The sequence below is a fragment of the Halomicrobium urmianum genome (assembly GCF_020217425.1).
GTDB lineage: Archaea > Halobacteriota > Halobacteria > Halobacteriales > Haloarculaceae > Halomicrobium > Halomicrobium urmianum.
This window is the reverse complement of sequence record NZ_CP084090.1, coordinates 1,919,969-1,944,623: the sequence shown is the minus strand read 5'-3', so window position 1 is coordinate 1,944,623 and position 24,655 is coordinate 1,919,969. Positions and strand designations below refer to the sequence as shown.

24 protein-coding genes and 3 tRNA genes are annotated in these 24,655 nt (G+C 68.5%); 11 read left to right on the top strand and 16 right to left on the bottom strand.

Annotated features, from left to right (window positions below; all coding sequences use genetic code 11):
* Positions 1-234: 234 nt before the first annotated feature.
* The 5 genes from LCY71_RS09610 to LCY71_RS09590 form a co-directional block, all read right to left on the bottom strand.
* The gene (locus tag LCY71_RS09610; RefSeq protein ID WP_225332931.1) at positions 235-1,248 is read right to left on the bottom strand and encodes an alcohol dehydrogenase catalytic domain-containing protein; all 1,014 of its coding nucleotides are present in this window, start codon (positions 1,246-1,248) and stop codon (positions 235-237) included.
* A 27-nt stretch (positions 1,249-1,275) separates the two neighbouring features.
* Positions 1,276-2,250, bottom strand: coding sequence for an endo-1,4-beta-xylanase (locus LCY71_RS09605; protein ID WP_225332930.1), 975 nt, complete (start codon positions 2,248-2,250; stop codon positions 1,276-1,278).
* A gap of 89 nt (positions 2,251-2,339) precedes the next feature.
* Positions 2,340-2,720 (bottom strand): hypothetical protein, encoded by a 381-nt coding sequence (locus tag LCY71_RS09600; RefSeq protein ID WP_225332929.1) that lies wholly within the window; start codon positions 2,718-2,720, stop codon positions 2,340-2,342.
* 3 nt (positions 2,721-2,723) lie between these two features.
* The gene (locus LCY71_RS09595) at positions 2,724-4,943 is read right to left on the bottom strand and encodes an AAA domain-containing protein (RefSeq protein ID WP_225332928.1); all 2,220 of its coding nucleotides are present in this window, start codon (positions 4,941-4,943) and stop codon (positions 2,724-2,726) included.
* Positions 4,944-5,176: 233 nt separating this feature from the next.
* Complete coding sequence (locus tag LCY71_RS09590) at positions 5,177-5,647, bottom strand: hypothetical protein (protein ID WP_225332927.1); 471 nt, start codon at positions 5,645-5,647, stop codon at positions 5,177-5,179.
* Positions 5,648-6,015: 368 nt separating this feature from the next.
* Between LCY71_RS09590 and LCY71_RS09585 the strand changes: the two genes are divergently transcribed.
* On the top strand, positions 6,016-7,683 hold the full coding sequence (locus LCY71_RS09585; RefSeq protein WP_225332926.1) for a glycoside hydrolase family 11 protein: 1,668 nt from the start codon (positions 6,016-6,018) through the stop codon (positions 7,681-7,683).
* A 209-nt stretch (positions 7,684-7,892) separates the two neighbouring features.
* Here the strand turns inward: LCY71_RS09585 and LCY71_RS09580 are convergent.
* Both LCY71_RS09580 and LCY71_RS09575 read right to left on the bottom strand, forming a co-directional pair.
* A tRNA-Ile gene (locus LCY71_RS09580) sits at positions 7,893-7,968 on the bottom strand.
* A gap of 232 nt (positions 7,969-8,200) precedes the next feature.
* Positions 8,201-8,273, bottom strand: a tRNA-Asn gene (locus LCY71_RS09575).
* Between the two features lie 96 nt (positions 8,274-8,369).
* Here LCY71_RS09575 and cca point away from each other — a divergent pair.
* Positions 8,370-9,719, top strand: a complete 1,350-nt coding sequence (gene cca / locus LCY71_RS09570; protein WP_225332925.1) for a CCA tRNA nucleotidyltransferase — start codon at positions 8,370-8,372, stop codon at positions 9,717-9,719.
* 41 nt (positions 9,720-9,760) lie between these two features.
* Here cca and LCY71_RS09565 read toward each other — a convergent pair whose 3' ends face one another.
* The 3 genes from LCY71_RS09565 to LCY71_RS09555 form a co-directional block, all read right to left on the bottom strand.
* Positions 9,761-10,771, bottom strand: a complete 1,011-nt coding sequence (locus tag LCY71_RS09565; protein WP_225332924.1) for a histone deacetylase family protein — start codon at positions 10,769-10,771, stop codon at positions 9,761-9,763.
* Positions 10,772-11,209: a histone gene (locus tag LCY71_RS21600; protein ID WP_225332923.1), complete on the bottom strand. Its 438-nt coding sequence runs from the start codon at positions 11,207-11,209 to the stop codon at positions 10,772-10,774.
* A 152-nt stretch (positions 11,210-11,361) separates the two neighbouring features.
* A complete protein-coding gene (locus tag LCY71_RS09555; RefSeq protein ID WP_225332922.1) occupies positions 11,362-12,822 on the bottom strand; it encodes a single-stranded DNA binding protein in 1,461 nt (486 codons plus the stop codon).
* A 278-nt stretch (positions 12,823-13,100) separates the two neighbouring features.
* Between LCY71_RS09555 and LCY71_RS09550 the strand changes: the two genes are divergently transcribed.
* The 3 genes from LCY71_RS09550 to LCY71_RS09540 all read left to right on the top strand — a co-directional run bounded on the left by LCY71_RS09550 (position 13,101) and on the right by LCY71_RS09540 (position 14,796).
* Positions 13,101-13,173, top strand: a tRNA-Arg gene (locus LCY71_RS09550).
* Positions 13,174-13,430: 257 nt separating this feature from the next.
* Entirely contained in the window at positions 13,431-14,099 is a 669-nt protein-coding gene (locus LCY71_RS09545; RefSeq protein ID WP_225332921.1) for an HD domain-containing protein, read from the top strand.
* A 31-nt stretch (positions 14,100-14,130) separates the two neighbouring features.
* Positions 14,131-14,796 carry a DUF309 domain-containing protein gene (locus LCY71_RS09540; RefSeq protein WP_225332920.1) on the top strand — a complete coding sequence of 222 codons (666 nt, stop codon included), beginning with the start codon at positions 14,131-14,133 and terminating at the stop codon, positions 14,794-14,796.
* Positions 14,797-14,931: 135 nt separating this feature from the next.
* On the opposite strand, the gene LCY71_RS09535 is transcribed toward LCY71_RS09540, so the two are convergent.
* The 3 genes from LCY71_RS09535 to azf all read right to left on the bottom strand — a co-directional run bounded on the left by LCY71_RS09535 (position 14,932) and on the right by azf (position 16,843).
* Complete coding sequence (locus LCY71_RS09535; RefSeq protein WP_225332919.1) at positions 14,932-15,084, bottom strand: hypothetical protein; 153 nt, start codon at positions 15,082-15,084, stop codon at positions 14,932-14,934.
* A 4-nt stretch (positions 15,085-15,088) separates the two neighbouring features.
* Complete coding sequence (locus tag LCY71_RS09530; RefSeq protein ID WP_225332918.1) at positions 15,089-15,466, bottom strand: hypothetical protein; 378 nt, start codon at positions 15,464-15,466, stop codon at positions 15,089-15,091.
* A 603-nt stretch (positions 15,467-16,069) separates the two neighbouring features.
* Positions 16,070-16,843, bottom strand: coding sequence for an NAD-dependent glucose-6-phosphate dehydrogenase Azf (gene azf / locus LCY71_RS09525; RefSeq protein ID WP_225332917.1), 774 nt, complete (start codon positions 16,841-16,843; stop codon positions 16,070-16,072).
* Between the two features lie 84 nt (positions 16,844-16,927).
* On the opposite strand from azf, the gene LCY71_RS09520 reads away from it, so the two are divergent.
* The 3 genes from LCY71_RS09520 (at position 16,928) to LCY71_RS09510 (ending at position 19,053) form a co-directional block, all read left to right on the top strand.
* A complete protein-coding gene (locus tag LCY71_RS09520; RefSeq protein WP_225332916.1) occupies positions 16,928-17,281 on the top strand; it encodes a dihydroneopterin aldolase family protein in 354 nt (117 codons plus the stop codon).
* Between the two features lie 77 nt (positions 17,282-17,358).
* Positions 17,359-18,411, top strand: coding sequence for a DUF7544 domain-containing protein (locus LCY71_RS09515; protein WP_225332915.1), 1,053 nt, complete (start codon positions 17,359-17,361; stop codon positions 18,409-18,411).
* 126 nt (positions 18,412-18,537) lie between these two features.
* Positions 18,538-19,053, top strand: a complete 516-nt coding sequence (locus tag LCY71_RS09510; RefSeq protein ID WP_225332914.1) for a DUF5790 family protein — start codon at positions 18,538-18,540, stop codon at positions 19,051-19,053.
* A gap of 24 nt (positions 19,054-19,077) precedes the next feature.
* On the opposite strand, the gene LCY71_RS09505 is transcribed toward LCY71_RS09510, so the two are convergent.
* Together LCY71_RS09505 and LCY71_RS09500 are read right to left on the bottom strand one after the other, a co-directional pair.
* Positions 19,078-19,782, bottom strand: a complete 705-nt coding sequence (locus LCY71_RS09505; RefSeq protein ID WP_225332913.1) for a creatininase family protein — start codon at positions 19,780-19,782, stop codon at positions 19,078-19,080.
* Between the two features lie 93 nt (positions 19,783-19,875).
* Positions 19,876-20,376, bottom strand: coding sequence for a DUF6789 family protein (locus LCY71_RS09500; RefSeq protein WP_225332912.1), 501 nt, complete (start codon positions 20,374-20,376; stop codon positions 19,876-19,878).
* Between the two features lie 118 nt (positions 20,377-20,494).
* Between LCY71_RS09500 and coxB the strand changes: the two genes are divergently transcribed.
* Genes coxB through LCY71_RS09485 form a run of 3 tightly spaced genes read left to right on the top strand, consistent with a single transcriptional unit; the run spans position 20,495 to position 24,098 of the window.
* Positions 20,495-21,214 carry a cytochrome c oxidase subunit II gene (coxB, locus tag LCY71_RS09495; RefSeq protein WP_225332911.1) on the top strand — a complete coding sequence of 240 codons (720 nt, stop codon included), beginning with the start codon at positions 20,495-20,497 and terminating at the stop codon, positions 21,212-21,214.
* On the top strand, positions 21,211-23,826 hold the full coding sequence (locus tag LCY71_RS09490) for a cbb3-type cytochrome c oxidase subunit I (RefSeq protein WP_225332910.1): 2,616 nt from the start codon (positions 21,211-21,213) through the stop codon (positions 23,824-23,826). The genes coxB and LCY71_RS09490 overlap by 4 nt, the downstream gene beginning before the upstream one ends.
* Positions 23,827-23,828: 2 nt before the next feature.
* Positions 23,829-24,098, top strand: coding sequence for a cytochrome C oxidase subunit IV family protein (locus LCY71_RS09485; RefSeq protein ID WP_225332909.1), 270 nt, complete (start codon positions 23,829-23,831; stop codon positions 24,096-24,098).
* A gap of 4 nt (positions 24,099-24,102) precedes the next feature.
* Here the strand turns inward: LCY71_RS09485 and LCY71_RS09480 are convergent, their stop codons facing one another.
* Positions 24,103-24,528, bottom strand: a complete 426-nt coding sequence (locus tag LCY71_RS09480; protein WP_225332908.1) for a hypothetical protein — start codon at positions 24,526-24,528, stop codon at positions 24,103-24,105.
* Positions 24,529-24,655: the final 127 nt, after the last annotated feature.

Genomic DNA, 24,655 nt, shown 5'->3' with positions numbered 1-24,655 from the left:
CGTCAGGGGAGGAAGAGGTCGGTGACGTCGAAGGCGGCGCCGCAGTCGTCACACGCGTAGTCCGTCCCGTCGTCCGTCGAGACGTGCCCGCCGCAGTCCGGACACTCGGAGCCGTCGATCACGGGATTCGATATCACGGACGTGTGTAAAGCCCTTCCGGCGCAGGGCGATCCCCGTACACTACGCCGGTCGCGTTCGTCCTTCGCGCCGCGAAGACGGCCCCAGACGGGGAGGTCAGGGTTCGACGACGAGTTTCCCGACGCTCTCGCGGTCCTGCATCGCGGCGAACGCCGCGGCCGTCTCGGAGAGCGAGTAGGTCTCGTCGATCACGGGTTCGAACTGGCCCGCGGCGACGAGGTCGACGAGTCGGCGCAGGTCGTCCTGCGTGCCCATCGTCGAGCCGACGACGCGCTTGTGGCCCAGGAAGAGGTCGGCGACGTCGACCGTCGAGGTGCCGCCGGCCGTCCGCCCGCAGACGACCATCGTCCCGCCGCGGCGCATGACCCGCTGGCCGAGTTCGGTGAACTCGCCGCCGAGGTGGTTGACGACGGCGTCGGGCGTGCCGACCTCCGCCACGCGCTCGCGGATCTCGTCGGTGTCGGTCGACCGGATCCCGTGGTCGAGGCCGAGTTCGCGGACGCGGTCGAGTTTCGACTCCGAGGAAGAGGTCCCGACGGTCCGCGCGCCCAGTACGTCGGCGAGCTGGACGGTCGCGACGCCGACGCCGCCGGTCGCGCCCGGGACGAACACGAGGTCGCCGGGGCCGACGTCGGCCCGCCGGAGCATGTGGAACGCGGTCACGTACGCCGTCGGGACCGCGGCGGCGGTCGCGGTGTCCACGCCGTCGGGGAGCGCGATGAGGCGGTCGGCCTCGACGCGGGCGGCCTCCGCGAGCCCGCCGTGGTACAGCGAGAAGTTCTCGCAGAGATTTTCGGGGCCCTCGCGGCAGAACCGGCAGGTCCCGCAGGTCTCGTTCGGGCAGAGCACGACGCGGTCGCCGGGCTCGACGCCCGAGACGCCCTCGCCGACCTCGCGGACCGTGCCGGCGACGTCGAGCCCGGTGACGAAGGGGAGGTCGTCGGCGTCGACCATCGCCGAGTCGCCCTCGAGGATCCAGAGGTCGTGGCGGTTGATCGCGCAGGCCTCGACGTCGACGACGGCCTCGCCGGGCCCGGCCACGGGGGTCTCGTGGTCGATCACGTCCACGCCGTCCGGCCCGATCAGTTCGGTGAAGGCTGCGGCTCGCATCGGGCGGTGGAAGGAACGCGTGCGTAATCAGTCCTCCGCGAGGGCCTCGACGACGGCGTCGTAGGCGGGCTTGGGCCGGTACCGCTCGTCGAACAGCAGCGGGTCGCCGGTATACCGATCGGGGAAGTCCGCGAAGGAGCGCAGCCACGAGTTCGCGTCGCTGACGCCGGCGACGACGAGCGCGTCGCAGCCGGCCTCCGGGCAGACCTCGGCGACCGCGCGGTAGTAGCCGGCCTGGACCGCGAGCGGGTCGTCCGGGACGTCGTCCCGGGAGAACGCGACGTCCATCTCGGTGATCTGGACGTCGAGCCCGAGGTCCCGGAACCGTTCGACATTCGCCCGGATCGAGTCGGGGTCGGGTCGCTCGCCCAGCGCGTGGAGCTGGAGGCCGACGCCGTCGACCGGCACGCCGCGGTCGAGGAGGTCCGCGAGCAGGTCGTAGACGGCGTCGGCCTTCTCGGTGAGCGCCTCGCACCCGTAGTCGTTGTAGTAGAGGTTGGCGTCGGTGACCTCGTCAGCCCAGCGGAACGCGTCGGCGACGTAGTCCCCGACCAGCGCGTCGGACCAGACGGTCTCGCGCAGCGAGCCGTCGTCGGCGACGGCCTCGTTGACGACGTCCCAGGCGTCGACTGTCGCCCGGTAGCGGCCGGCGACCGTGTGGATATGGTCGCGCAGGAAGGCCCGCAACTGGTCGTCGGTGTAGTCCCACGCCTGGAACCAGTCGGGCTTCTGGTTGTGCCACACGAGCGCGTGGCCGCGGACGTACATGTCGTGTGCGACGCCGAAGTCGACGACAGCGTCGGCGTCGCCGAAGTCGTACGTGTCCCGCGACGGCCGGAGCGGTCCCATCTTCAGCGCGCTGCCCGGCGTGACCGCGGCGAACTCGTCGGCGAGGGTCCGGCGGTGTCTCGGCTCGGTCCGGAGGGGCCCGGGGCCGATCATGGCCCCGACGTGCAGTCCGCGCTCGGCGGCGACAGCGCGCAGAGGGGGCGCTGGCGTCATCTGTGGAACCGTACACTCCGTCGGAGCGGCCAAAGCCGTTCCGGGTGCATGAGACTACGACGCAACCCGAGAGCGATCCGGACACCGTATCACGGCCCGGAGAGACGAGCCAGCGGGTTTCGGCCGGTGATCGCGACCGCCGCGAGCAGGAGCAGGAAGGTCGCCAGCCCCCAGCAGGCGGCGGCGACGAACGCGAGGCCGACGACCACGTAGGCTGCAGCGGCGCCGGCGAGGAGGACGACGAGCCCGCCGACGTGGACGAGCGGGCGGTCCCAGGCCGCGCCGAGTTCCGGGTACCGGAGGAAAGCGGCCTCGATCAGGGCGGCGCCCGCGACGCCGAGCAGCACGGCCACCGGGTTCGCGAGCGCGCCCAGTCCACTCCGCCGGGCGAGCAGGGCGAGCAGCGCCGCCAGGGCGAAGAGCGCGAGCAGGCCGTCCCGAGCGTGTGCGCGGAGGCGTCGATCGGTCACCGTTCAGACCGGGATGAACTGCGGATCGACGTCGTTCAGACGGCCGGTCGTCTCGAGGTAGTCATGGAACGACCGGTAGAGGTCGCCGCACTTGGCCTCGTTCTCGTATCGGAGCGTGTGGAAGTCGCCGACGACGGCGCAGTAGCGCTTCGCCCGCGTCAGCGCCACGTTCAGCCGCCGCGGACCGTCCTCGGGACGGCCGAGGAAGCCGAGGTCGCCGTCGGCGTTGCTGCGGACCAGCGAGACGAGCACGGCCGTCTTCTCGCTCCCCTGGAAGGCGTCGACGGTGTCGACCGCGACGGCGTCGGCCCGGTCGACGTGGTCGGCCAGCAGGTCCCGGAGGAGCCGCGCCTGCGCGGCGTACGGCGTGATGACCCCGATGTCGTCCGGCGGGACGTCGCCCAGTAGCTCCCCGACGAGGTGGACGACCAGTCGCGCTTCCGTCTCGTTACGCCGGGAGTGGTCGACGACGTCGACCGGGCCGCCGACGCTGTACCCCTCGATGGGCGGCCGATCCGGCAGCGGATCGATCGCGAGCCCGTTGCGCAGCGTCCGGTCGTAGAACTCCCGGTTGGGGAAGTGCGCGACGTCGCGGTGCATCCGGTACTGAGTCTTCAGCTGGAGCCCCACGCCCTCGTAGACGCCGCCTTCGGCGTAGAGGTGCTCGAACAGCGAGAGCCCGTAGCTCGACTCCGGCGGCTCCTCGGTGGCGCTGAACGGCGGGAGCTGTCGATGGTCGCCGGCCAGAACGACCCGGTCGGCCCGCGCCAGCGGGATGCAGGAAGCGGTGCAGGTGGACTGGGTCGCCTCGTCGAGCACCAGCAGGTCGAACTCCCGCGGGAGGGTGGCGGCGCTGCTGTTCGTGGCCGCGACCACGTCCGCCCTGTCCGCGACGTCGCCGTACTCCTCCCGGACCACGGCGCGGGCCGACCGCTTCGCGTTCACGCGGTCGAGCGTGAACTCGCCGCTCCCGTGCTGACCGTGCGCGTGGAGCGATCCCGGGTCCGGATCGCCGAGCGTCGAGGAGCCGGCGACGAGGTTGTCCAGCGCCTGGTTGGAGTCGGCGCAGACGAGGACGTCCTCGCCGGCATCGACCGCGCGCCGGACGATCTCAAGCAGCGTCCGGGTCTTGCCGGTCCCGGGCGGCCCGTGGACGCAGCACAGGTCGTCGGCGAGCAGCGCGTACTCGACGGCCAGTTGCTGCTCCTGATTGAGGTCCGCGTCGAAGGGTTCGCTGCGCGCCGCCGCCCCGTTGGAGAAGGAGACGGGCCGTTCGCCCGCGAGGAGGGGGCCCAGTTGGCTCTCCCGGAGGGCCTCGACGGCCTCGCGCTCCCGGTCGAAGGGAACGGGGTTGAGCAGTTCCGAGACGCCGAATTCCCGGTCGGGCGCGAGGTGCGCTCCCGCCGCCGCCGAGTCGTCGACGGCGCCCCAGTCCACGGTCAGCCACAGGTTCAGGCCGCGGATGCGCTCGACCTCCGCAGCGACGGGGAAAGCGTCGGGAGCGTCCTCGGCGGCGGACTGGAGCAGTACCTCGTTGCCCTGGTAGATTCCGAACTCGCTCTCGACGAAGTACGCCCAGTCCCCGTCGCGGCGCCCCTCCAGTTCGGGGTCGAGGTCGACGCGGAACCGGTAGGCGCCGTCGTCCTCGCCGAGGCAGACCACCGACGGGATCGCCGACCCGCCCTGCTGGTAGACGGCGCGCGCCGAGCGGGTCCGCGCCCGCTCCCGGTTGGCCGCCCGCGTCGCATCGCGCTCGTCGGCCACGTACGCGGCGAACTCGTCGAGCAGTCGCTCCGCGTCCACCGGGTTCCGGGGCTCCTCGTGATCGTCGATCGGCGCGTCGTACCCGGGTGGATACGTCTCCGGGAGGTAGTCGGAGTGCCAGAACCTGATCCGGTCGGCCAGCCTGGTGTCACCGAACTCGTCGGCGGGGACCGGTTCGAGGTCGCCGTCGCGTTCGATCAGGAAGAGGCGGCCGCGCACCTCGTGGTCGGTGTACGCCACGAACTCGTCTGTCGGCGCCGCGCCGTCGGGCCCGTGCAGCGGGATGCAGGTCCACCCCTCCTCGGGATGGGTCAGCGAGTCGTGATACCCGGCGAACTCCGCGATAGGGCGAACGGGGACCGGGTCGCCGCCGTCGGCCAGGTCCGCCGCATCGGCCGCGACCAGCGACGCGTCCTCGAGGGAGAACCGGTCGACGGCGTGCTCGAACAGCAGCGACATTCGAGCGTAGTTGTCGCCCGCAGCGATATAATCCTTCGCGGGGCGCGACGGATTCGGGGCCGGCAGGTTCTTGGTGCGACCCGGCGATGCCCCCGCAGGGATGACGGACGGAGAACCGGACGACGATGCCGACGACGGCGGACGCCTCTCCAACGCCGCGGAGTTCGTCGTCGACGTCGGCGAGTTCGTCCTGGATCTGTTCTGATGGACCGGCCGGCGGCCGCACTGGCGATTCACACGGAGGTCCGGTTCGAACGGTGCAGGTACAGCTCGACGAGACACCGACAGAGGACGGCGGCGGCCACGGCGACCGCTGCCGCGCCCATGATGAGGGCGAGACCGATGGCGGCGGGCGCGGGCATCTGCCCGTCCCCGAACGATCCGAACGTGGCGGCGATGAACGTCGGTCCGGCGACGGCTGCCGCGAGTTCGACGCCGCGGACGAGCGCGTATCCCGGACGGTCGGCGACGACCGATCCGGCCGACGCGTCGCCTGTCGCCCATCGATAGAGGAGGTATGCGCCCTCGGCGATCACCACCGCGGCGACTGCTATCCCGACGACCGGGCCGAGGAGGAGCACCAGCAACTGGCCCTGCGATCCGAAGACGCCGAACCACGCGGCGACACCGAGGAGGAGAACACCGCCGACGGCACCGAGTTTGACCGCCTGGAGGGGCTTCGCCGCGACGAAGGACCGTTCCATTCGAGGGGCTGCCGATCCCTCCGTAATGAGTCTTCTGTGCGCCGCTCGGACCCGCCAGCCGGCCGGGCCGTCGCCTGCCCGCGACGCCGCCGATGGCGGCGCAGCCCCCGCAGGCAACTACAGTGGAAATCGGAGCCACTCACACATCGTCGGGCACCCGGGGAGCCCTTCGAGCGTGTCGTCGCGTCCACCTTCTCCTATAGAGAGGACCGTCTGGACGTTCCGAAAAGGCCGATCCCCGCGTCCACGTCGACAGCCAGTCCCGAGAAGCCGCGGAAACCGTATTATAATTAATCCAATACATATATTTCATTTATCTAGTTAGAAATTTAACATAGTTCGGAGATGATTAATGTGGTGTCGGTATTATGGAACGACCGAACGACGACCACACGACAGGGGAATCGATGGATGCAGCGATGGGAGAGAACGCACAGAACGCCGAGGAAGTGAGCGAGGAGCCACGCGACGGCGTCCTCGACTCGATGGACCGCCGGGCCTACCTGAAGTCGGCCGCCGCCACGGCAGCGACCGGCCTCGGTGCCGCCGCCTCGACCGGTTCGGCGTCCGCCCAGTCTCAGACGATTACCTCGAACCAGACCGGGACCCACGACGGGTACTACTACTCGTTCTGGAAGAACGACCAGGGCTCCGTCTCGATGACGCTGGGGCCGGACGGCAACTACAGCGTCGAGTGGTCGAACGTCGGCAACTTCGTGCTCGGCAAGGGCTGGGAGACCGGCGGCCGCAAGAACGTCCAGTACGACGCCGACTACAACCCGCAGGGCAACTCCTATCTGACCCTCTACGGGTGGACGACGAACCCGCTGGTCGAGTACTACATCATCGAGGACTACGGCAGCTACAAGCCCGGAGACTCCTTCCACGGAACCCATACCACCGACGGGTCGACCTACGAGATCTACACGTCCGAGCGCGTGAACAAGCCCTCCATCGAGGGCACCGCGACGTTCACGCAGTACTGGAGCATCCGCCAGAACTCCCGGACCAGCGGTACGATCACGACGGGCAACCACTTCGACGCCTGGGAGAACCACGGGCTGAACATGGGGAGCCACGACTACATGATCATGGCCACCGAGGGCTACCAGAGCTCCGGTAGCTCCAACGTCACCATCGGGACCACCGGCGGCGGCGACACCGGCGGTGGCGGCGACAACACCGGCGGCGACCAGGGCGGCTCCGGCGATCAGCAGCCCTACGACGGCACGCCCCACGCCGTCCCCGGTCGCATCCAGGCCGAGGAGTACGACCAGGGCGGCTCGGGCGTCGCCTACAGCGACAACACGTCCGAGAACGAGGGCGGCGCCATGCGCACGGGTGAAGCCGTCGACATCTCCTCGAACTCCGGCGGGAGCGGCTACTCGATCGGCTACATCGAGTCCGGCGAATGGGTGGAGTACACCGTCGACGTCGAGCAGGCCGGCGAGTACACCCTGGAGGCGCTCGTCGCCTCCGACTCCGGCGGCGGCTCGTTCCACCTCGAGGTCGACGGTCAGGACGTCTCCGGCTCCGTCGACTTCGGTGCCACCGGCGGCTGGGACTCATGGGAGACCGTCTCCACCTCCGGCGTCTCGCTCGACGCCGGCCAGCAGGTCATCCGCGTCGTCATGGCCGACTCCTGGTGGGACCTCAACTACATCGACCTCTCGCTCGACGGCAGTTCCGGCGGCGACGATGGTAGTGACTCCGGCGGCGACAACAACACCGGCGGCAACGACGGCTCTGACTCCGGCGGTAACACCGGCGGCGGCTCCGGCGACCTCGTCGCCGAAATCGCCCCGAGCACCACCTCCGCCGGCGTCGGCGACCTGGTGCAGTTCCACGTCAACGACACCAGCGATCCGGGCTCCTGGATCACCTCGCTGGAGTGGGACCTCGACAACGGAAGCACCACTAGCGGCTACTACGCCGGCGTGCGCTACCAGTCGGCCGGCACCTACACCGTCACCCTGACCGCGACCGACAGCAACGGCACGCAGACGACCGACGAAGTGACCGTCACGATCTCCTGATCGGCCCTCGGCGGAGAACCGTTTCGAGACACCGGGTGCGGTCCCGGTAGTCCTTGCACGTCGCTTGACAGCGATTCCACCACCGGCCACTCGGTGTCGGCCGCGGAATCGCTACCGACGCTCGTTTTCGGGCCCGATACGCACATCAGGAAGAACCGAATCCACAGGCGGCACGTTCGCACGGCGAACACCGCGTGAGTCGTGAGAAGTGGGCCCTGGCGGATTTGAACCACCGCTCAATCGGTTATGAGCCGATCGCTTTGAACCAGACTAAGCTAAGGGCCCTTCAATCCGTGATTCACGGCACCTGTTCTTTAGCCTGTCGCTCATGACGCGCGAATGTTCTGGATGTGAACGACAGAAAGCGCCGCCACCAGGGCTCGAACGGGTGCAAGACGGTCCTTCTCGCTCACTCCGTTCGCTGCGCGGGCTGCGACTTGCATGCTCGAGCCTGCCGTGACCGTATTTCGGCGCACAGACTCCTCGCTACGCTCGTCGTGTTGTGCGCCGAAAAGTACGCCGCCGCCAGGGCTCGAACCTGGGACAACCACGTTAACAGCGTGGTGCTCTACCAGCTGAGCTACGGCGGCTCGAACGCATTCTTCGATAGCTGGAGTTACTAAATAGGGCTTTCGCTTCGATCCGCCATCGGTACGCTTTCACGCGTTCCTCGCGAACCCGCGCTCATGGACGAGGTCGACGTCGTCGTCGAACGGGTACGCGAGCGCGTCGTGCCCGACGACTGGGAACGCGCCGAGTTGCAGCGAGTCGCCGCGGAGGTGATCGACCGGGCCGAGACCGCCGTGGCCGACCTGCCGGTCGACGCCGAGGTGATCCAGGTCGGCTCCACCGCCCGGGGGACGTGGGTGTCCGGGGACCGCGACGTGGACGTGTTCGTCGCGTTCCCGGCCGACCTGGACCGCGAGCGACTGGAGGAGTACGGCCTCGACGTCGGCCACGCCGTCCTCCCCGGGGGCCACGAAGAGTACGCGGAGCACCCCTACGTCAAAGGCGAGGTCGAGGGCTACGACGTGGACCTGGTGCCCTGCTACGACCTCGACGACGCCACGGACATCCGCTCCGCGGTCGACCGGACGCCGTTCCATACGCGCTACCTCGAAGAACGACTGGACGACCGGCTGGCCGACGAGGTGCGGGTCTGCAAGCAGTTCCTGAAGGGGATCGGGGCCTACGGCAGCGACCTCCGGACGCGGGGGTTCTCGGGCTTCCTGACGGAGTTGCTGGTGCTTGAGTACGGCGGCGTCCGCGAGTTCCTGGCGGCGGCCGCCGACTGGCACCCGCCGGTCCGCCTCGACCCGGAGGACCACGGGCGGGCGGAGTTCGACGACCCGCTGGTGGTGATCGACCCGACCGACCCCGAGCGCAACGTCGCCGCCGTCCTCTCGGCCGAGCGGCTGGCGAGCCTCCAGCACTACGCCCGCGAGTTCGTCGCCGACCCCCGTGAGGCGCTGTTCGAGCCCCGCGAGCCCGACCCGCTGGACGCCGACGAGGTGCGGGCGGCGATCTCGGACCGGGGCACGACGCCCGTCGCGGTGGTCTTCGACGCGCCCGACGTCGTCGAGGACCAGCTCTGGCCGCAGCTCTTCCGGTCGCTGGGCGGTGTCACCGACGAACTCGACCGCCGCGGGTTCGACGTGCTCCGGGGGGCCACCTGGGCCCACGACCGGGCCGTCCTGTTCGCCGAACTCGCGGTCGCCGAGCGCCCGGCGATCGAGCGCCACGAGGGCCCGCCCGTCCACGTCCGCGACCACGCGGAGGGGTTCTACGGGAAGTACGCCGACGGCGACGCCTACGGTCCCTTCGTCGCGGACGACCGCTACGTCGTCGAGCGCGACCGGGAGTACGCCGCCGCCGCAGCGTTCCTCCGCAGCGACGCCCTCTTCGACGTCGCGCTGGGCGCTCACGTCGAATCGGCGCTGGAGGCGGGCTACGACGTCCTCGTCGGCGACGACGTGGCCGACTTGGCCGACGCGTTCGGGCCGGAGTTCGCCGAGTACTTCGATCCTCGACCGTAGCGACCCCGGAGTGCGCTAGAACAGCCAGAGAGAGCCTATCTTCAGTCGTCTCCGAACCCCTGATCGATCAACTCGTCCAGCACCTCGCGGGCGCCCTCGCTGACCTCGTCTACGTCGGGCGTCGAGGGGGAGTACCGATCGAACACCTCGTGGACGGTGGTGAGGCTGTCGGTGAGGGTGTCGAGGTTGTAGCCGCCCTCGAGGACGAACGCGAGGCCGGCGTCGCAGTCGTCGGCGATGGAGCGCACGCGGTCGGCCAGCAGGCCGTAGCCCTCCGAGGAGACCTCCATCCGGGAGATGGGGTCGTGGCGGTGAGCGTCGAAGCCGGCGCTGACCAGCACCAGGTCGGGATCGAACGCGCGGAACGAGGGGCCGATCACCTCGTCGACCGCCGCGAGGTAGTCGGTGGTGTCGGCACCCGGCGGGTAGGGGACGTTGATCGTCCGCATCTCGCCGTCCCCCTCACCGGTCTCCTGGACCTCGCCGGTGCCGGGGTAGAGCCCCTCCTCGTGGAGGGAGGCGAACAGCACGTCGCCGTCGTCGTACCAGATGTCCTGCGTGCCGTTGCCGTGGTGGACGTCCCAGTCGACGATTGCGACGCGGTCGGCGTTGGATTCGAGGGCCGCCTGCGCCGCGACGGAGACGTTGTTGACGAAGCAAAAGCCCATGGCGTCGTCGGCGACGGCGTGATGGCCCGGCGGCCGGCCCAGCGCGAACGGAGTCTCCCTGCCCTCGTCGCCGGCCAGCGCGCGCTCGGCGGCCCACTCGGCGAGGCCGGCGCTGGCCAGGATCGCCGGCCACGTGTCCTCGCAGGCCACCGTGTCGGCGTCCCAGTTACCGCCGCCGGACTCGCAGAAGTCCCTGACCTCGTCGACGTAGTCGGGGTCGTGGACCGACTTGATCAGGTCCACGTCGGCGTCGTCCGGAGCGACGTACTCGACGTCGTGACACTCCGCGAGGCCGCGCCTGATCGCTCGGAGCCGGTCGGGGCTCTCGGGGTGGCGCTTGCCCGTGTCGTGGTCCAGACAGACCTCGCGGTAGCCGAAGTTCATTCAGTAGTACCGCTCGAGTTCGAAGTAGGCCTCGACGTCCTCGGCCTTGATCGTGCGACGGTCGGCGTGGCGGGCCAGCTCCGCCGCGGCCGCGGCCACGTCGTCGGCGTACTCCTCCAGCACGTCGGCCAGCGCCACGCGGGCGTCCATGGCCACGCGGTAGCGACCGTCGATGTCGAGGCGGGCGATGCGATCAACGGGCGCGATGGGCAACTCGAGGTCGTCCTTGTCACGGGCGTCGGTCACGCCGAAGTCCTGGGGCATCAGCGTCTTCCGGCCGTCGGTGGTCGCCGCCTCGGCGGCCTGCTCCGCCAGCTCCGCACCGCGGTCCTGAATGCGACGGGCCAGTTCCTCGGCCGCCTCGGCGCTCACCCGCAACCCCCCGGCGTTCCGTCTGATGACGGAGTCGACCGGGGCGAACGGTAGCTCGACGCTCATACCCAAATCCGGGACTGTCGCGGTCTTAAGGGTTTCCTTGCTACTCACACACAGTGCCCCGGATCTGGGCCAGATGTCCACCGTAGCCGCGGCTGCCCGTCGAGATGGTCGGCCACGGCGTGCGGTCAGACGGCTGTCGCGACCGGCGGCTCTCAGAACACGTCGTCGGCGTCCAGCCGGTCGCCGTCGAGCGTCCCGCGCGCGGTCACTTCCTGGCCGAGCTGGACCGTCGCGTCGGTCTCGACGGTCATCGTCTGCTCGCCGTCGTCGAGCACCACGGGGTTGCCGGTCTGGACGACCGTACCCGTGAACTCCACGGGCTCGCCGTCGTCGGATCCGTCGCTGGCGTCCGCGTCCTCGCTGGAACCGCCGGACGCACCGGCTCCGCCGTCGCCGCCCTCGTCGGTGAAGGCGTCCAGCCCCGCGTCGCCGCCGTCGGCGCTCGCGGTCGCGTCGCCGGTGCCGCCCGACGCCGCCCCCGCGCCGCCCGTGGCCGCGTCGTCCAGCACGACCACCGTGGACTGCCAGTTGGCCGAGGCCTCCTTGTCGTCCTGCCAGCCGTCGTCGATCTCGACGTCGGCGGCCAGCAGTTCGTCCCCCGGCGCGAGGTCCGTGTCGGCCTTGTCGCCCCACAGCGCGACGCGGATGTCGCCCGTCTCGTCCTGGATGCGGAGGTTGCGGACCTGCCCCTCGCTGCCGTCGTCGCGGTCGAAGGTGCGCTTGGGGTCGGCGGAGCGGACGACGCCCGCGATGTCGGCCGTGTCGCCGATCTCGACGGCCTCGATGGGGTCGGCGTCGGGCTCGAAGGCGACCTCCTCGTCGACCTCGTCGACGGCGCCGCGGTCGCCGACGTGTAACTCCAGACTGCCCTCGCGCTCGCGGACGTAGCCGTCCACGACTTCGACCGCGGTTCCCGACTCGATCTCCTCGGCGCGGTTGGCCCGCTCGTCCCACAGCGTCACCCGGACGCGGCCCGTCTCGTCGCCGATGGTCAGGTTCGCCACGCGGCCCTCGCTGCCGTCGTCGCGGTCGAAGGTCCGCACGGAGTCCGTGTCCAGCACCAGCCCGCGGACGTTCACGTCCGACTGGCCCATCGTCAGCGCGTCGATGGTCGACCCCTCGCCCGGCTCGACGTCGATCGTCGCGTCCTCGTCCGGTTCCGCCTTGTCGACGGAGACCTCCAGCCCGTTGTAGCCCTCCTTCGGCCGGCCCTTGATGCGAAGCACCTGACCGACCTCCATCTCGCCGTCGGCGATGGCCTGGGCCTGCCCGTCCCAGAACGCCAGCCGAACCGTGCCCGTCTCGTCTGCGGCCTCGACGTTGATCACCCGGCCCTCGTCGGGTTCCTCCTCGCCGTCACCGTCGCGCTCGAACGTGCGCAGGTCGCCGACGCCCACGACCTTCGCGAGGAACTTCACCTCCTGCATCCCCGGCTCGATGTCCGCGATCGCGTTGACCTCGTTCTCCGAGAGCTCGTGGGCGATCAGCATCGCCGCCGTCTCGGTGTCGGCGAGGCCACCCATCTGCTCGACCTTCTCCTCGACGGCCTCGCGGAACTCCTCCTCCGAGACGTCGGTGTCGAGATCCGCGTAGATGTCCTCTATAGCGCCCATTTATCGTACACTAGGCAATGCTGCGCCGCGTTTAAGCGTTGTCGTTGTGTCACTGCGGGCCTGCCGTCCCGCTCTTTTCAGTCGGCCGCGACTCGCTCCGGACATGCTCGTGGTCCACTCGCTCGTCCCCGCGGATAAACTGTCGGACCATCCCGGTGTTCGACACGAGGTGTCGCCCGTCCGAAACGAATCCGTGCCTTCCCCCACCGCGTCACGGCGTCGCACTGCGGTGGTCGAATCGAAACCCCTTTACAACAATCCCCGTTACGGATAGATGAGTCCGGATAGGGTAGTGGACTATCCTCTTGGCTTGCGGAGCCAGGGACCGGAGTTCAAATCTCCGTCCGGACGTTTTCCTGCAGCGCAAATCGGTGAGCGTAGCGAACCGTCTGCGCTGCAGGTAACTCCAAGAGGAGATTTGAGCAGACGAGTCGCACGCCCGCGCAGTGAGCGAAGCGAACGAGCAGGACCGTCTCGGCAAGTTCAAATCGCCGTCCGGACGTCCTTTTCGGTGCGTTGACCGGGTAGCGGCCGGTGTTTTCGGTGCTTGGAGGATTCGTTCGTTTCTACCGAAGTCTTGACTCCGCAGTAGCGACACCCCCGCTGACATGGACGCCCCCGTCGACGTACCGCCCGAACGGCTCCCCGAAGACACGGAGCGCTTCGAGCGACTCGCGGAGCTGATGCACGAGGAGGTCGCCGGCGATTCCGGCGGGCACGCGCTCGACCACGCCTGGCGGGTGTTCGCGCTGGGGCTGCGGCTGGCGGACGCCGAGGGGGCTGATCCCGAGATCGGCGGCGCGGCGGCGCTGGTCCACGACCTGCATCGCTCGATGGGCGAGGGGTACACCCATCCGGAGGAGAGCCTGCCGCAGGTGCGCGAACTGCTCGACGCGGCCGGCGTACCGGACGAGCAGGTCCCCGCGATCTGCCACTGCGTGGCGGTCCACGACGGCTACGGCTTCGACTACGGACCGGACTGCGACGACCCGGAGACGGTCGAGACCGAGGTGCTGCGGGATGTCGACAATCTGGACGCCATCGGTGCGGTGGGGCTAGCGCGGACCTTCGCCTACGGCGGGGCGCGCGGAAATCCGATCGGTCGCCCCGGGAATCGTCCGGAAGGCGGGACGACGGTGGGTCACTTCCACGAGAAGCTGCTGCGCCTCGGCGAGGACATGCATACCGGGCGCGGGGAGGAACTGGCCGCCGAGCGGACGGCCTTCCTGGAGTCGTTTCTGGAGCGGTTTGCGGCGGAGTGGCAGGGGCAAGCCTGAGCTTTTCCGGCCGGAACCCATACGCGTAGCCATGCGTCCCCACCTCCGAGCAGGCGTCGCCGTCTACAACGAGGGGCGACGACACGCCGCCCACGACGCCTGGGAAGAGCGCTGGCTGGACCTGACGGAGGGCGAGGACGAGCGGCTGCTCCACGGCCTGATCCAGCTGTCCGCCGTGGTCTACCACGCCGACGAGGGCAACAGGCCGGGCGCGCAGGGGCTGGCCGGGAGCGCCGGAGAGTACCTGGCGGACCTGCCCGCCGACTACCGCGGCGTGAACCTGGACGACGTCCGGCCCTTCCTCGCCGAGGTCGCCGCGGACCCCGAACACGCCGAGCGGAGCGAGCCGCCCGAGCTCACCTTCGAGGGGGTCGCGCTGGGCTACGACGACCTCGGGTTCCAGTCGACGGCCGTCGCGGCCGAGGCGCTGGCCGAGGCCGACGGCTACGACGAGGACACGATCGAGCAGGCGGTCAGGTACGCGCGCGAGGACCTGGCGAAGCGCGGCGTCGACACGATGGCCGACGACGTCGGCGGGGCCGTCCAGCGCGGCGCGGCCGGAGACGACACGTTCGTGAGCCTCCTGTTCGCGTTCGTCCGCGACGCGGAACGGCGGCCGCTCGTCGCCGAGCGGCTCGGACAGCACGTCCGGCGGCGGGAATCGCGGGAGTCGGACGTCGAAGGGCTGTTCGAGTGAGCGAGAACTGTTTAGGGATTACTCATCTGGCTCCTGATCAGAAGGACAGAACAACTGCGGCACCAGCGAGGAACAGCACTATCAGTGAGAGGACTATCCAGTCTGGAAGACCGTCCGCCGAGTTACTTCCAGACATCAGAACAGTCCCCCTCTGAAGAGACCCCCGTCGTTGCGGTTAATCTCCGCCGGGTCCTTCCCGTAGTTTTCCTTGCGCTTGTGGACGAAGGCTACCTCCCCACCGTCATCAAGTCCGACGCCCATCCCCTGCTGGCCTTGGTACTTGTTCATGAGTTCACGCCAGCCGTCCGTGCCGTCGATCCCGCAGGCACAGACGATCACGAACGGGTAATTGTCGAGATAGTCCTCTATCTGACCGCGCAGCTTTTTCGTCTAGCTGTTCGTGAGGTCTCGTTTTGAGCTCAACCCCAACTGTATCGTCGACTGCGACATCCGCGTAGCTCTTTCCACGTTCGGTCGCAACGACGTGTTCGCTACCCCCACCAAGATTGGCTGCGAAGGGGTCGTTTCCACCCGTTTCATTTAACTGCTCATCAAGGAAGTCCTGTAATTCGCTCTGGAACTTACGTTCGTGACCGTACGCTTCTCGTGGTATCCAGTACTCAACCAGGTCAAGAACTTCGTTGAACAGTTGTGACACGCCACCGATCATATTAGATACAGTAATTATTTGGATTTGTTTATATTTTCTTATATCTATATTTGATTGAAACGTCTTGCTTGTTGTACCTCATCGAACCGAATGGGAACACCCAGAAAGCCCCGAGTCGGTGGGCTCGGTGCGCTCGCTGCGCGCTTCGTTCGCTACGCTCACTTCAGTGCTAGCTTCGCGTGCCGTCGCCCACCGACTCGCCCCTTTCAGTCCCGCCCGAATCGCATGCCTGCCCTCCCCCGGGTCGCGCGACGGAGCGCGCTCCCGGCCGCGGTGCGGGAGGACGCGTGATTCGCGGCGGACGCCGCGAATCCGGGGAGGAGTGGTGGTTTCATCCGCTCGCGCTCCGTGGCGCGAGGAATGAGGCGTCCTGGTGGATGAAAGGGCGAGGCGTGCTCGCGCCGGAGGGGAGTCGCTGGGCGACCCCCTATCCGAGCGCAGCGAGGATATGTCGCCCAGCGACCGTGAGTGGGCCGAGGGCTTTCTGGCCGGAGAAAGCGGTTGCAGTCGTCTCAGATGGTCTTCGGTACACTCTCCGATACTTCAAATCGCCAGATATAGTGCGCACTCGCCTGCTGACGACGAAGCCACGAAGAGCGAGTCCTAGGCGTCGGAGTCGACCACGCACTCGTCGCCGTCCCACTCGGCGGAGTTGTCACGGGGCTCGTAGCCGAGCGCCTCCTTCGCGCGCTCCAGCGAGTAGTACTTGCGGTCGTTGTCGGAGATGCCGTAGACGGTCTCGAACTCGTAGTCGGCCTCCAGGGCGCGCTGGTGGAGGTGGGCGCAGTCGCGGTAGGAGAGCCACATGGCCTGGCCGCGCTCGTAGTCGATGGGCGGGTGGCCCTCGGTGAGGTTGCCGATGCGGACGTTACAGACCGTGAGGCCGTACTCGTCGTGGTAGTAGCGGCCGAGGATTTCGCCGGTGGCCTTGGAGACGCCGTAGAGGTTGCCGGGGCGGAACGGCTCGGACCCGTCCAGCATGAGGTCGCCGTCGGGACGGTACATCTCGGGGGTCCGCTCGTCGGTCTCGTAGGCGCCGACAGCGTGGTTCGAAGAGGCGTAGACGAACCGGTCGACGTCCTCCTCGATGGCGGCCTCGTACATCTTCTGGGTGCCGTCGATGTTGTTGGTCAGCACGGAGTTCCATGGCGCCGTCTTCCGCGGGTCGCCCGCGAGGTGGACGACGGCACCGACACCTTCGACCGCCGCGGCGACGTCCTCGTCGTTGGCCACGTCCCCGACCAGATACTCGTGGTCGGGCTCCTCGAGGGGCGGGCTGTGGAACATGAGCTTCCACTCGTACTCGTCCCCGAGCCCACCCAGAATCGCCTCCCCGACCGCTCCACCGGCGCCCGTGAGGAGAACTGGCTCGTCCATTCAGATCTAGAGTGGGAAAGCCCCGATACGAACCCTTCGGTTCGGCTCCGATACGCTTTCCACTCGCGCGGGCCACCCGCTCCCATGGACCCCACCGACTCCGAGGTCGCCTGCTTCGAGGCGGGGATCAAGTTCGGCTCGCTGTACCACCAGTTCGCCGGGACGCCGATCGGCCTCGACAGCGCCGATTCGCTCGCGACGGCGATGGCCGAGGCCATCGAGAACCAGCCACACTGCGAGGCAGTGACGGTCGAGATCCGCGAGGAGGCGCTGCGGGAGGCGATCGACGCGGCGGACGCCGACTACGTGGAGTTCACCGGCCGCTTCGCCGAGGTGGAGATGCGCATCGACTACGAGGGCGTGACCGTCGAGACGAGCATGCGGATGGACGGGGAATACCCGCTGATGGCAGTCGAGGACGTGCGCGCGGCGGACTGAGTCGCTCGCACGGGCCGGAGACCGGTTAGTTTCAGGGTTACCGTAAGCGTTACTTCGGTGGTCTCGGTGCACCCCACATGGCCCTCTCAGCAGTGGACTCGGTGGACGACGCCATCGACGCCACGAAGCGGTTCCTGCTGCCCTTCAGCTGGGGCACGTGGCTGAAGCTGGCGTTCGTCATGTTCTTCGTCGGCGGCGGTGGCGGCGGACTCGGCAACGTACAGTCGCTCGCACAGTCCCCCGGCGGGTTCGAGGACGGAGACTTCGAATCGCAACCGCCCGACGCCGGGGCGGGACAGCCGGCCCCGGGCGCGGGACCCGAGTGGCTGACCGGGGAACTGATACTGGCGGTCGTCGCCGCAGTGGTCGTCCTGGCGTTGCTCCTCTTCGTCATCGGACAGGTGATGCAGTTCGTCTTCGTCGAGTCGCTGCTCCGCGAGCAAGTTCACGTCCGCCGGTACTTCGGGCGAAACGTCGGGAACGGACTCCGGCTGCTGGCGTTCCGGATCGTCCTGGGAATCGTCTCGGTGGCGATACTCGGTGGAGTGGTGCTCGTCGGTGCGCTCCTCTTCGGGCTCGGCGAGGGCGGCGGCGTCCCCGTGGGGCTCGGTCTGGTCGCGCTCGCGATCCCGTTCCTGTTCCTGTTCGCGATGGTCGTCGGGACGATCGACGGGTTCACGAACGTCTTCGTCGTGCCGATCATGCTCACGGAGGACAGGGGCATCCTCTCGGCGTGGGGTCGGCTCTGGAGCGCGATCAAGCGCGAGTGGAAGGAGTTCCTGGCGTACCTCTTTTTCAGCGTCGTTCTGATGATCGGCGTCGGCATTCTCGGCGGACTGGTCTCGCTCCTCGCGACCCTCGTGATCGCGATCCCGTTCGGTCTCGTCGGCTTCGGGATCTGGACCGCCGCGAGCGGCACCGCCATGTGGGCGGGCATCGGCGTCGTCGCGGCGCTGGGCGTGCTGACCGCGATCGTCGTCAGCCTGCTGATCCAGGTCCCGCTCCAGTCGTTCCTGCGCTACTACGCGTTGCTGGTGCTCGGTGACGCCGACGCGGACCTGGACCCGATCCCGGAGATCAGAGCCGGCGTCCGCAGCGACGAGGACCCGTCCGACCGGCCGGCCGTCTGACAACCGTCGGCGTCGTCCGTCCGCGGAACCGGTTTCGATTCCCTCGATTTCGCCCCGCTGCCGTCCTGCGGTTATACTTTCAGTTTCTGGCGTGCTTTTAACCGTCTACCGCTCGAATCGCCTGACATGAGCCAGTCCACCCTTGACGACGACGAACTGTTCGAGGACGCGGCCTCGGAGATGCGCGAGGACGTGGAGGCCTCGCTCGACGAGGCGCGTGCCGCCCTGCCCGAGGCCGACGAGGTCTGGGAGGTCGACGCCGACAACACGCTCGGCGTGCTCAACGCGCTCCGGTCGGCGCTGGACGTCGGCGACGCCGAGGACAGCCTGCGCGACGCCAAGAAGTGGTACACGATGGGCGAGCGCGCCGACGCCTTCGAGGACGCCGCCGACCTCGCCGAGGCCATCGCGGACGTCGAGGACCTGATCGGGGACGTCGAGGACGCCCGCGAGCAGGTCGGCGAGCTGACGAGTACGGTGCCCCAGCTCCGCGGCACGCTGGAAGACCTGGAGGACGAGGTCGACGACGAGAGCGAGGCCGACGAAGAGGCGGAGGCCGACGACGGGGAGGCGGACGACGAAGACGAGGACGCGGGTGCCGACGCCGAGGCCGACGCGGACGCCGAGGAAGCCGAGGCCTGACGACGCGGGCGCGATCGGCGGTTCTCAGCGGTTCTCGATCCGTTCGAGCAGGTCGGCCAGCGCCGCGGCTGCCTCGTCGAGCAGTTCCGCGCCCCGCTCGGCGCTCGCGGTGCGCGGGTCACCGACGGTGCCGTTCTCGCTGAACTCCGCCGTGTCGTAGGCCAGGTTGACGCCCGACTGCCACTCGCCCCAGCCCTCGGCGGCGCCGTCGGCGGCCTCGTCCAGTCGGTCCTCGCGGACGGCCGCGCTGACGTGCAGTAGCGCGCTCGTCTCGACGGGGCCGCCGTGGCCCATGTCCGGGGCGTCGACCGCGTCGAACCAGGTGAAGGGGACGGCGTAGGCGTCGTCGTGGCGGGTGATCCGGCCGCAGACCTCCCGGAGCGGGCCGACGTTGCCGCCGTGGCCGTTGACGACGACCACGCGGTCCCAGCCGTGGTGGGCGAGGCTGGCGACCGTCTCGCGGACGTAGTCCCGGAAGGTGTCCTCGCTGACCCACAGCGTCCCGGCGAAGCGGCGGTGTTCCTCGGCGACGCCGACGGGAACCGCCGGCGCGACGACGGCCTCGTCCCCGTAGGCGTCGACGCCGGCCTCGGCGACGGCCCGCGCCGTCTCGACGTCCGTCCCCAGCGGCGCGTGCGGGCCGTGCTGTTCCGTGCTGCCCACCGGTAGGACCGCGAGGTCGGAGTCCGCGGCCTCCGCGTCGGTCCAGGTCGCCTCGCGTAGCTCCATACGCGTTCATCAGCGCGGGGGGCCACAAGCGTACCGCTCGCGGTGCGAGCGGTGACGGCGAGAGGCGGCAGGCACAGAGGGAAGCGAACCGGTCTAGACGATGGAGTCCGGTCGGGAAGAGAAGTAGTCGAAGACGAGTCCGAGGCCGGCACCGTAGACGAGGTGCGCCACGAGCGTCAGCACCACGTACAGGACCAGCGAGAGTCCGGTCTGGTCGGTGTGGAAGGCGAGCACGAAGCCGGTCCAGATGGCGGCCCCGAAGAAGGCGCCCCGGACGGGTTCCCACTCTCCCGGGAGGTACTGCTCCAGCGAGGCGAAGAGTAGCGGCCAGGGGAACATCCCGCCGCCCAGGAAGACGACGTAGCCGAACAGCACCTCAGGGACGACGCCCTCAAGGCCGACCAGCCTGGTCAGCAGTGCGAACGCCTCGCGGTCGAACGCGCCGAGCGACTCCGCAATCAGGAGGACGACGGTCATCAGCGCCGTCCCGACCAGCCCGCCAGCGGCGCCGACGATGCCGTCGCCGACGATGCCGAGGACGCTGTCGAACTCCTCGTCCTCGGCGTCGCCGTATCGTGTCGATGATCCAACCATGCTCCGTCATAACATGCCAATGAATAAAAGGTTCCCGCACAGGTTCGGACGAGGGACCTCAAATGTAATCCAATCATACATAATGCATAATATACAGTACTATCAATAATGACAGACGATGGGTGCAGTGGTAACGAATCACGTGACGGCGATCCCGCTGCACGCCGGCGACGTGCGGACGCCGGAGGCCGTGTTCGAGCGGATCTTCACGGTGTTCCTGGCGCTCGGGGCGCTCGTCGGCGTCGCGGTGATCGCGTACACGGTGTACAACGCCTACGCGTACCGCGACGGTTCGGGGAACGGCGACGGAGTCGACGTGGACCGCCCCGAGCCCGGCGAACTCCCGACCGGTGGCGGCGGCGGGCGGAAGTTGTTCCTCTCCTTCGGCATCAGCGCGATCATCGTCCTCTCGCTGATCGGCTGGACGTACACGACGCTGCTGTACATCGAGCAGGGACCCGACGACCGGCAGGCCCGGGAGAACGCCCTGGAGGTCGACGTCGAGGGGTTCCAGTTCGGCTGGCGGTTCACCTACCCGAACGGCCAGACGAACTCCACGCTCACCGTCCCGGTGAACCGGATGGTGATGCTGAACGTCACCTCGACGGACGTGTTCCACAACTTCGGGGCCCCCGAGTTGCGGGTGAAGACCGACGCCGTCCCCGGGCAGTACACCCGGACGTGGTTCGTCGCCCGCGAGACGGGCACCTACCGTGCCCAGTGCTACGAGCTGTGCGGTGCCGGCCACTCGTACATGAACGCCGACATCCGCGTGGTCGAGGCGGACCGGTTCCGGGCGTGGTACGACGAGAGCGCGAACGGAGGTGAGGCGGCGTGAGCGACCTCCCGCCCAGGTCGAAGGTCACCCGGTGGCTCCAGACGACCAACCACAAGGACATCGGGATCCTCTATCTCGTCACCGCGCTGTTCTTCCTGGTGTTCGGCGGCATGCTGGCGCTGCTGTTCCGGATCGAACTGCTGTCGCCCGCGGCGGACTTCCTCGGGGAGAGCGGCTACAACCAGGCGGTCTCGGCCCACGGCCTGCTGATGGTGTTCTGGTTCATCTCGCCGTTCGCCTTCGGTTTCGCCAACTACGTCGTCCCGCTGCAGATCGGCGCCGACGACCTGGCCTTCCCGCGACTGAACGCGCTGTCGTACTGGCTGTACCTCTTCTCGGGCATCCTGTTCGGGGTCTCCTTCTTCCAGGGCCAGACGTTCTCCGGCGGGTGGACGATGTACGCCCCGCTGAACACGCCCGCCTACATCCCGGGCGAGGCGCTGGGCGCGACGACGGTCGTCCTCGCGCTGGTCATGTTCGTCACGAGCATCACCGTCGGATCGGTGAACTTCCTGACGACGATGTACCGCATGCGCGCGGAGGGGCTCCGTATGCGGGACCTCCCGCTGTTCTCGCTGTCGATCAACCTCACCGTCTGGATGATGCTCTTCGCCTTCGCCGCCCTGCTGGCGGCGCTGGTGATCCTCGCCGCCGACCACGTCCTCGGCACTAACTACTTCGTCTACCAGGTCGCCGACGGCGAGATTACGGCGGGGTCGACCAACCCCGGCGCCTCGCTGCTGTGGGCGCACCTGTTCTGGTTCTTCGGCCACCCCGAGGTGTACATCGTGTTCTTCCCGGCGCTGGGCGTGATGGCCGAGGTGTTCCAGACGTTCACCGGGCGGCGGCTGGTCGGCCGGAAGTGGTTCATCCTAGCGATGGTGCTGGTGGCGCTGCAGAGCTTCGTCGTCTGGATGCACCACATGTTCCTCACCGGGATCAACCTCCAGATAAAGACGGTGTTCATGGCGACCACCATCGGCATCTCGCTGCCCTTCGACCTCATGGTGTTCGCGCTGATCTACACAATGATCAAGGGGAAGATCCGATACGCGACGCCGTTCCTGTTCTGCCTCGGCGGCCTGATCCTGTTCATCCTCGGCGGGATCACCGGCGTCTTCCTCGGCGCGGTCGTGCTCGACTACCAGTTCCGCGGCACCTACTGGGTCGTCGCGCACTTCCACTACGTGATGGTCGCCGGGGCCACCGCGCTGTTCGGCGGCCTCTACTACTGGTACCCCAAGATCACCGGGAGGATGTACAACGAGTTCCTGGGGAAGGTCCACTTCGCCGTCTTCTTCGTCGGCTTCAACCTGCTGTACTTCCCGATGTTCCTCGCCTGGGAGACGCCCCGCCGCGTGTTCCAGTACGGCGGCCACTCGACGACCGTCTCGATCCCCGGCCTGGCAACCGTCGACGTCGCCTACGTGACCTGGCACAACGTGGCGACGGTCGGCGCGTTCATGCTCGGCGGTTCGATGCTGATCATGTTCTATAACCTCTTCGTCAGCTACTGGCGCGGCGAGGAGGTCGGCGACCGGCCCTGGGAGTACGCCACCTCGGCGGAGTGGGCCGTCTCCTCGCCGCCGCCCCTGGAGAACTTCGACGGGATCCCCAGTTACGCCGGCGGCAGCCTGTCGTTCCTCACCGACGACGAGGTCGCCGAGCGGACCGGGCGCGGGGGGCACGCGGCCGCGGACGGCGGCGGAGAGCCCGCAAGTGACGGAGGGCTCGCCACCCCCGAGACCGCCGCGATGGCGACCGGCACCGAGGCCGGCCACGGGCACGGCGGGGGTCCCAGCCACGCCAGCTACTGGCCGCTGATCGTCTCCGTCGGCGGGTTCCTCGCGTTCCTCGGCCTGTCCGGCGTCAGAACGACGGCCGCTCCCTACGTCGCGCTGGCGGCGATCGGCGGCGTGGTCACGTTCGGCGGCCTCGTGGGGATGGCCCGCGAGCCGTTCTTCGCGCCGGAGGCGGCCATCGCCGAGCGGTGGCCCTTCGAGACGGTCGAGAAGACGAAGCTCGGCATGTGGATCTTCCTCTCCTCGGACATCGTGCTGTTCGGGGCGTTCATCGGCTCGTACGCCTTCATCCGGGTCGCCTACGGCTGGCAGGCGTGGCACGACCTGATCCCGGCCGCCCACGTCACGATGCCGGGGCTGATCAACACCTACCTGCTGCTGACCTCCAGCTTCGCCGTCGTGCTGGCGATGGTCGCGGCGGAGAAGGGCTCCCGTCGCGGCGTGCTCGCGTCGCTGGGCGCCACGTTCGCGCTCGGCGTCGGCTTCCTGATCAACAAGGCCGTCGAGTGGAACCACCTGTTCCACGTCGAGTGGTGTGCCGGCCACGGCGGCCTGCGGGGCTGCAGCGCGGAGAACGTCGTCAACGGCTGGGACCTGACGACGAACATCGCGTCGTCGACGTTCTACCTGACGACCGGCCTCCACGGCGCCCACGTCGCCATCGGCCTGCTGATGGTCGGGTACATGTTCGTCCGGGCGTGGAACGGGGCCTACCTCGGCGACGAGACGCCCATCGAGTACTTCGGGCTGTACTGGCACCTGGTCGACATCGTCTGGCTGTTCCTGTTCCCGCTGTTCTACATCCTGTAACCATGAGCCACGCGAAACTGTACACGGCGATCTTCGGCGTCCTGTTCGTCCTGGCCACCGTCCAGGCCGGAGTGGAGTACGCTGGCCTGCTGGAGTCCAGCTACTGGCTGGCCTTCTGGGTCATCCTCGTCCTCTCGGCGGCCAAGGCGCTGCTGGTGGCCGGCTACTACCAGCACCTCCGCTGGGAGCCCCGGGCGGTGTCGTACCTGGCCGGCGGAGGTCTGATCGTCGCGCTCGCGCTGACCGCCGCCGCGGCCTACTCGATCACGTGACGGGTCAGGCCCCGATCAACTGGGCGGCGACGGCCGCGAGGAAGAGCGCGCCGACGACGGTCGCCGTCTCCGCGACGGCCAGCGAGTTCGGGTGGCCCCGCTCCCGCGCGAGGAAGTACACGCCGCTCAGGAGGTACAGCGAGACGATTCCGGCCGCGCCGATCAGGACGGGACCGGACGTGAGCCCGAGGTCCGGCGTCGAGACGAGCGCGACGGCCCCGGCCATCGCTCCGAGCGCGGCCACGACGAACGCCGCGACCCAGAGCCCGACGGGGTCCTCGGCCGCCCCGCCGGGGAGCGGTCGCGCCTCGACGTTCTCGTCCGGTCGCGGCGCGTACTGCCGCCACCGTCGACCGCGGACCACTGCGGCCACCACGATCGCGACGAGCGCGCCCATGACGAGCGCGCTCGCCAGCTGCGTCGCTGCCATACTCCTGTATTAAATTCGATGGACAATAATGATTGTTATGCGATATCATTGTTCACGGTATTAGACGGGCCTCGCGGCTCGCGTGTCGTTCGCTTCGCTCACTCCCGCTCGCTCGGTATGAGGCACC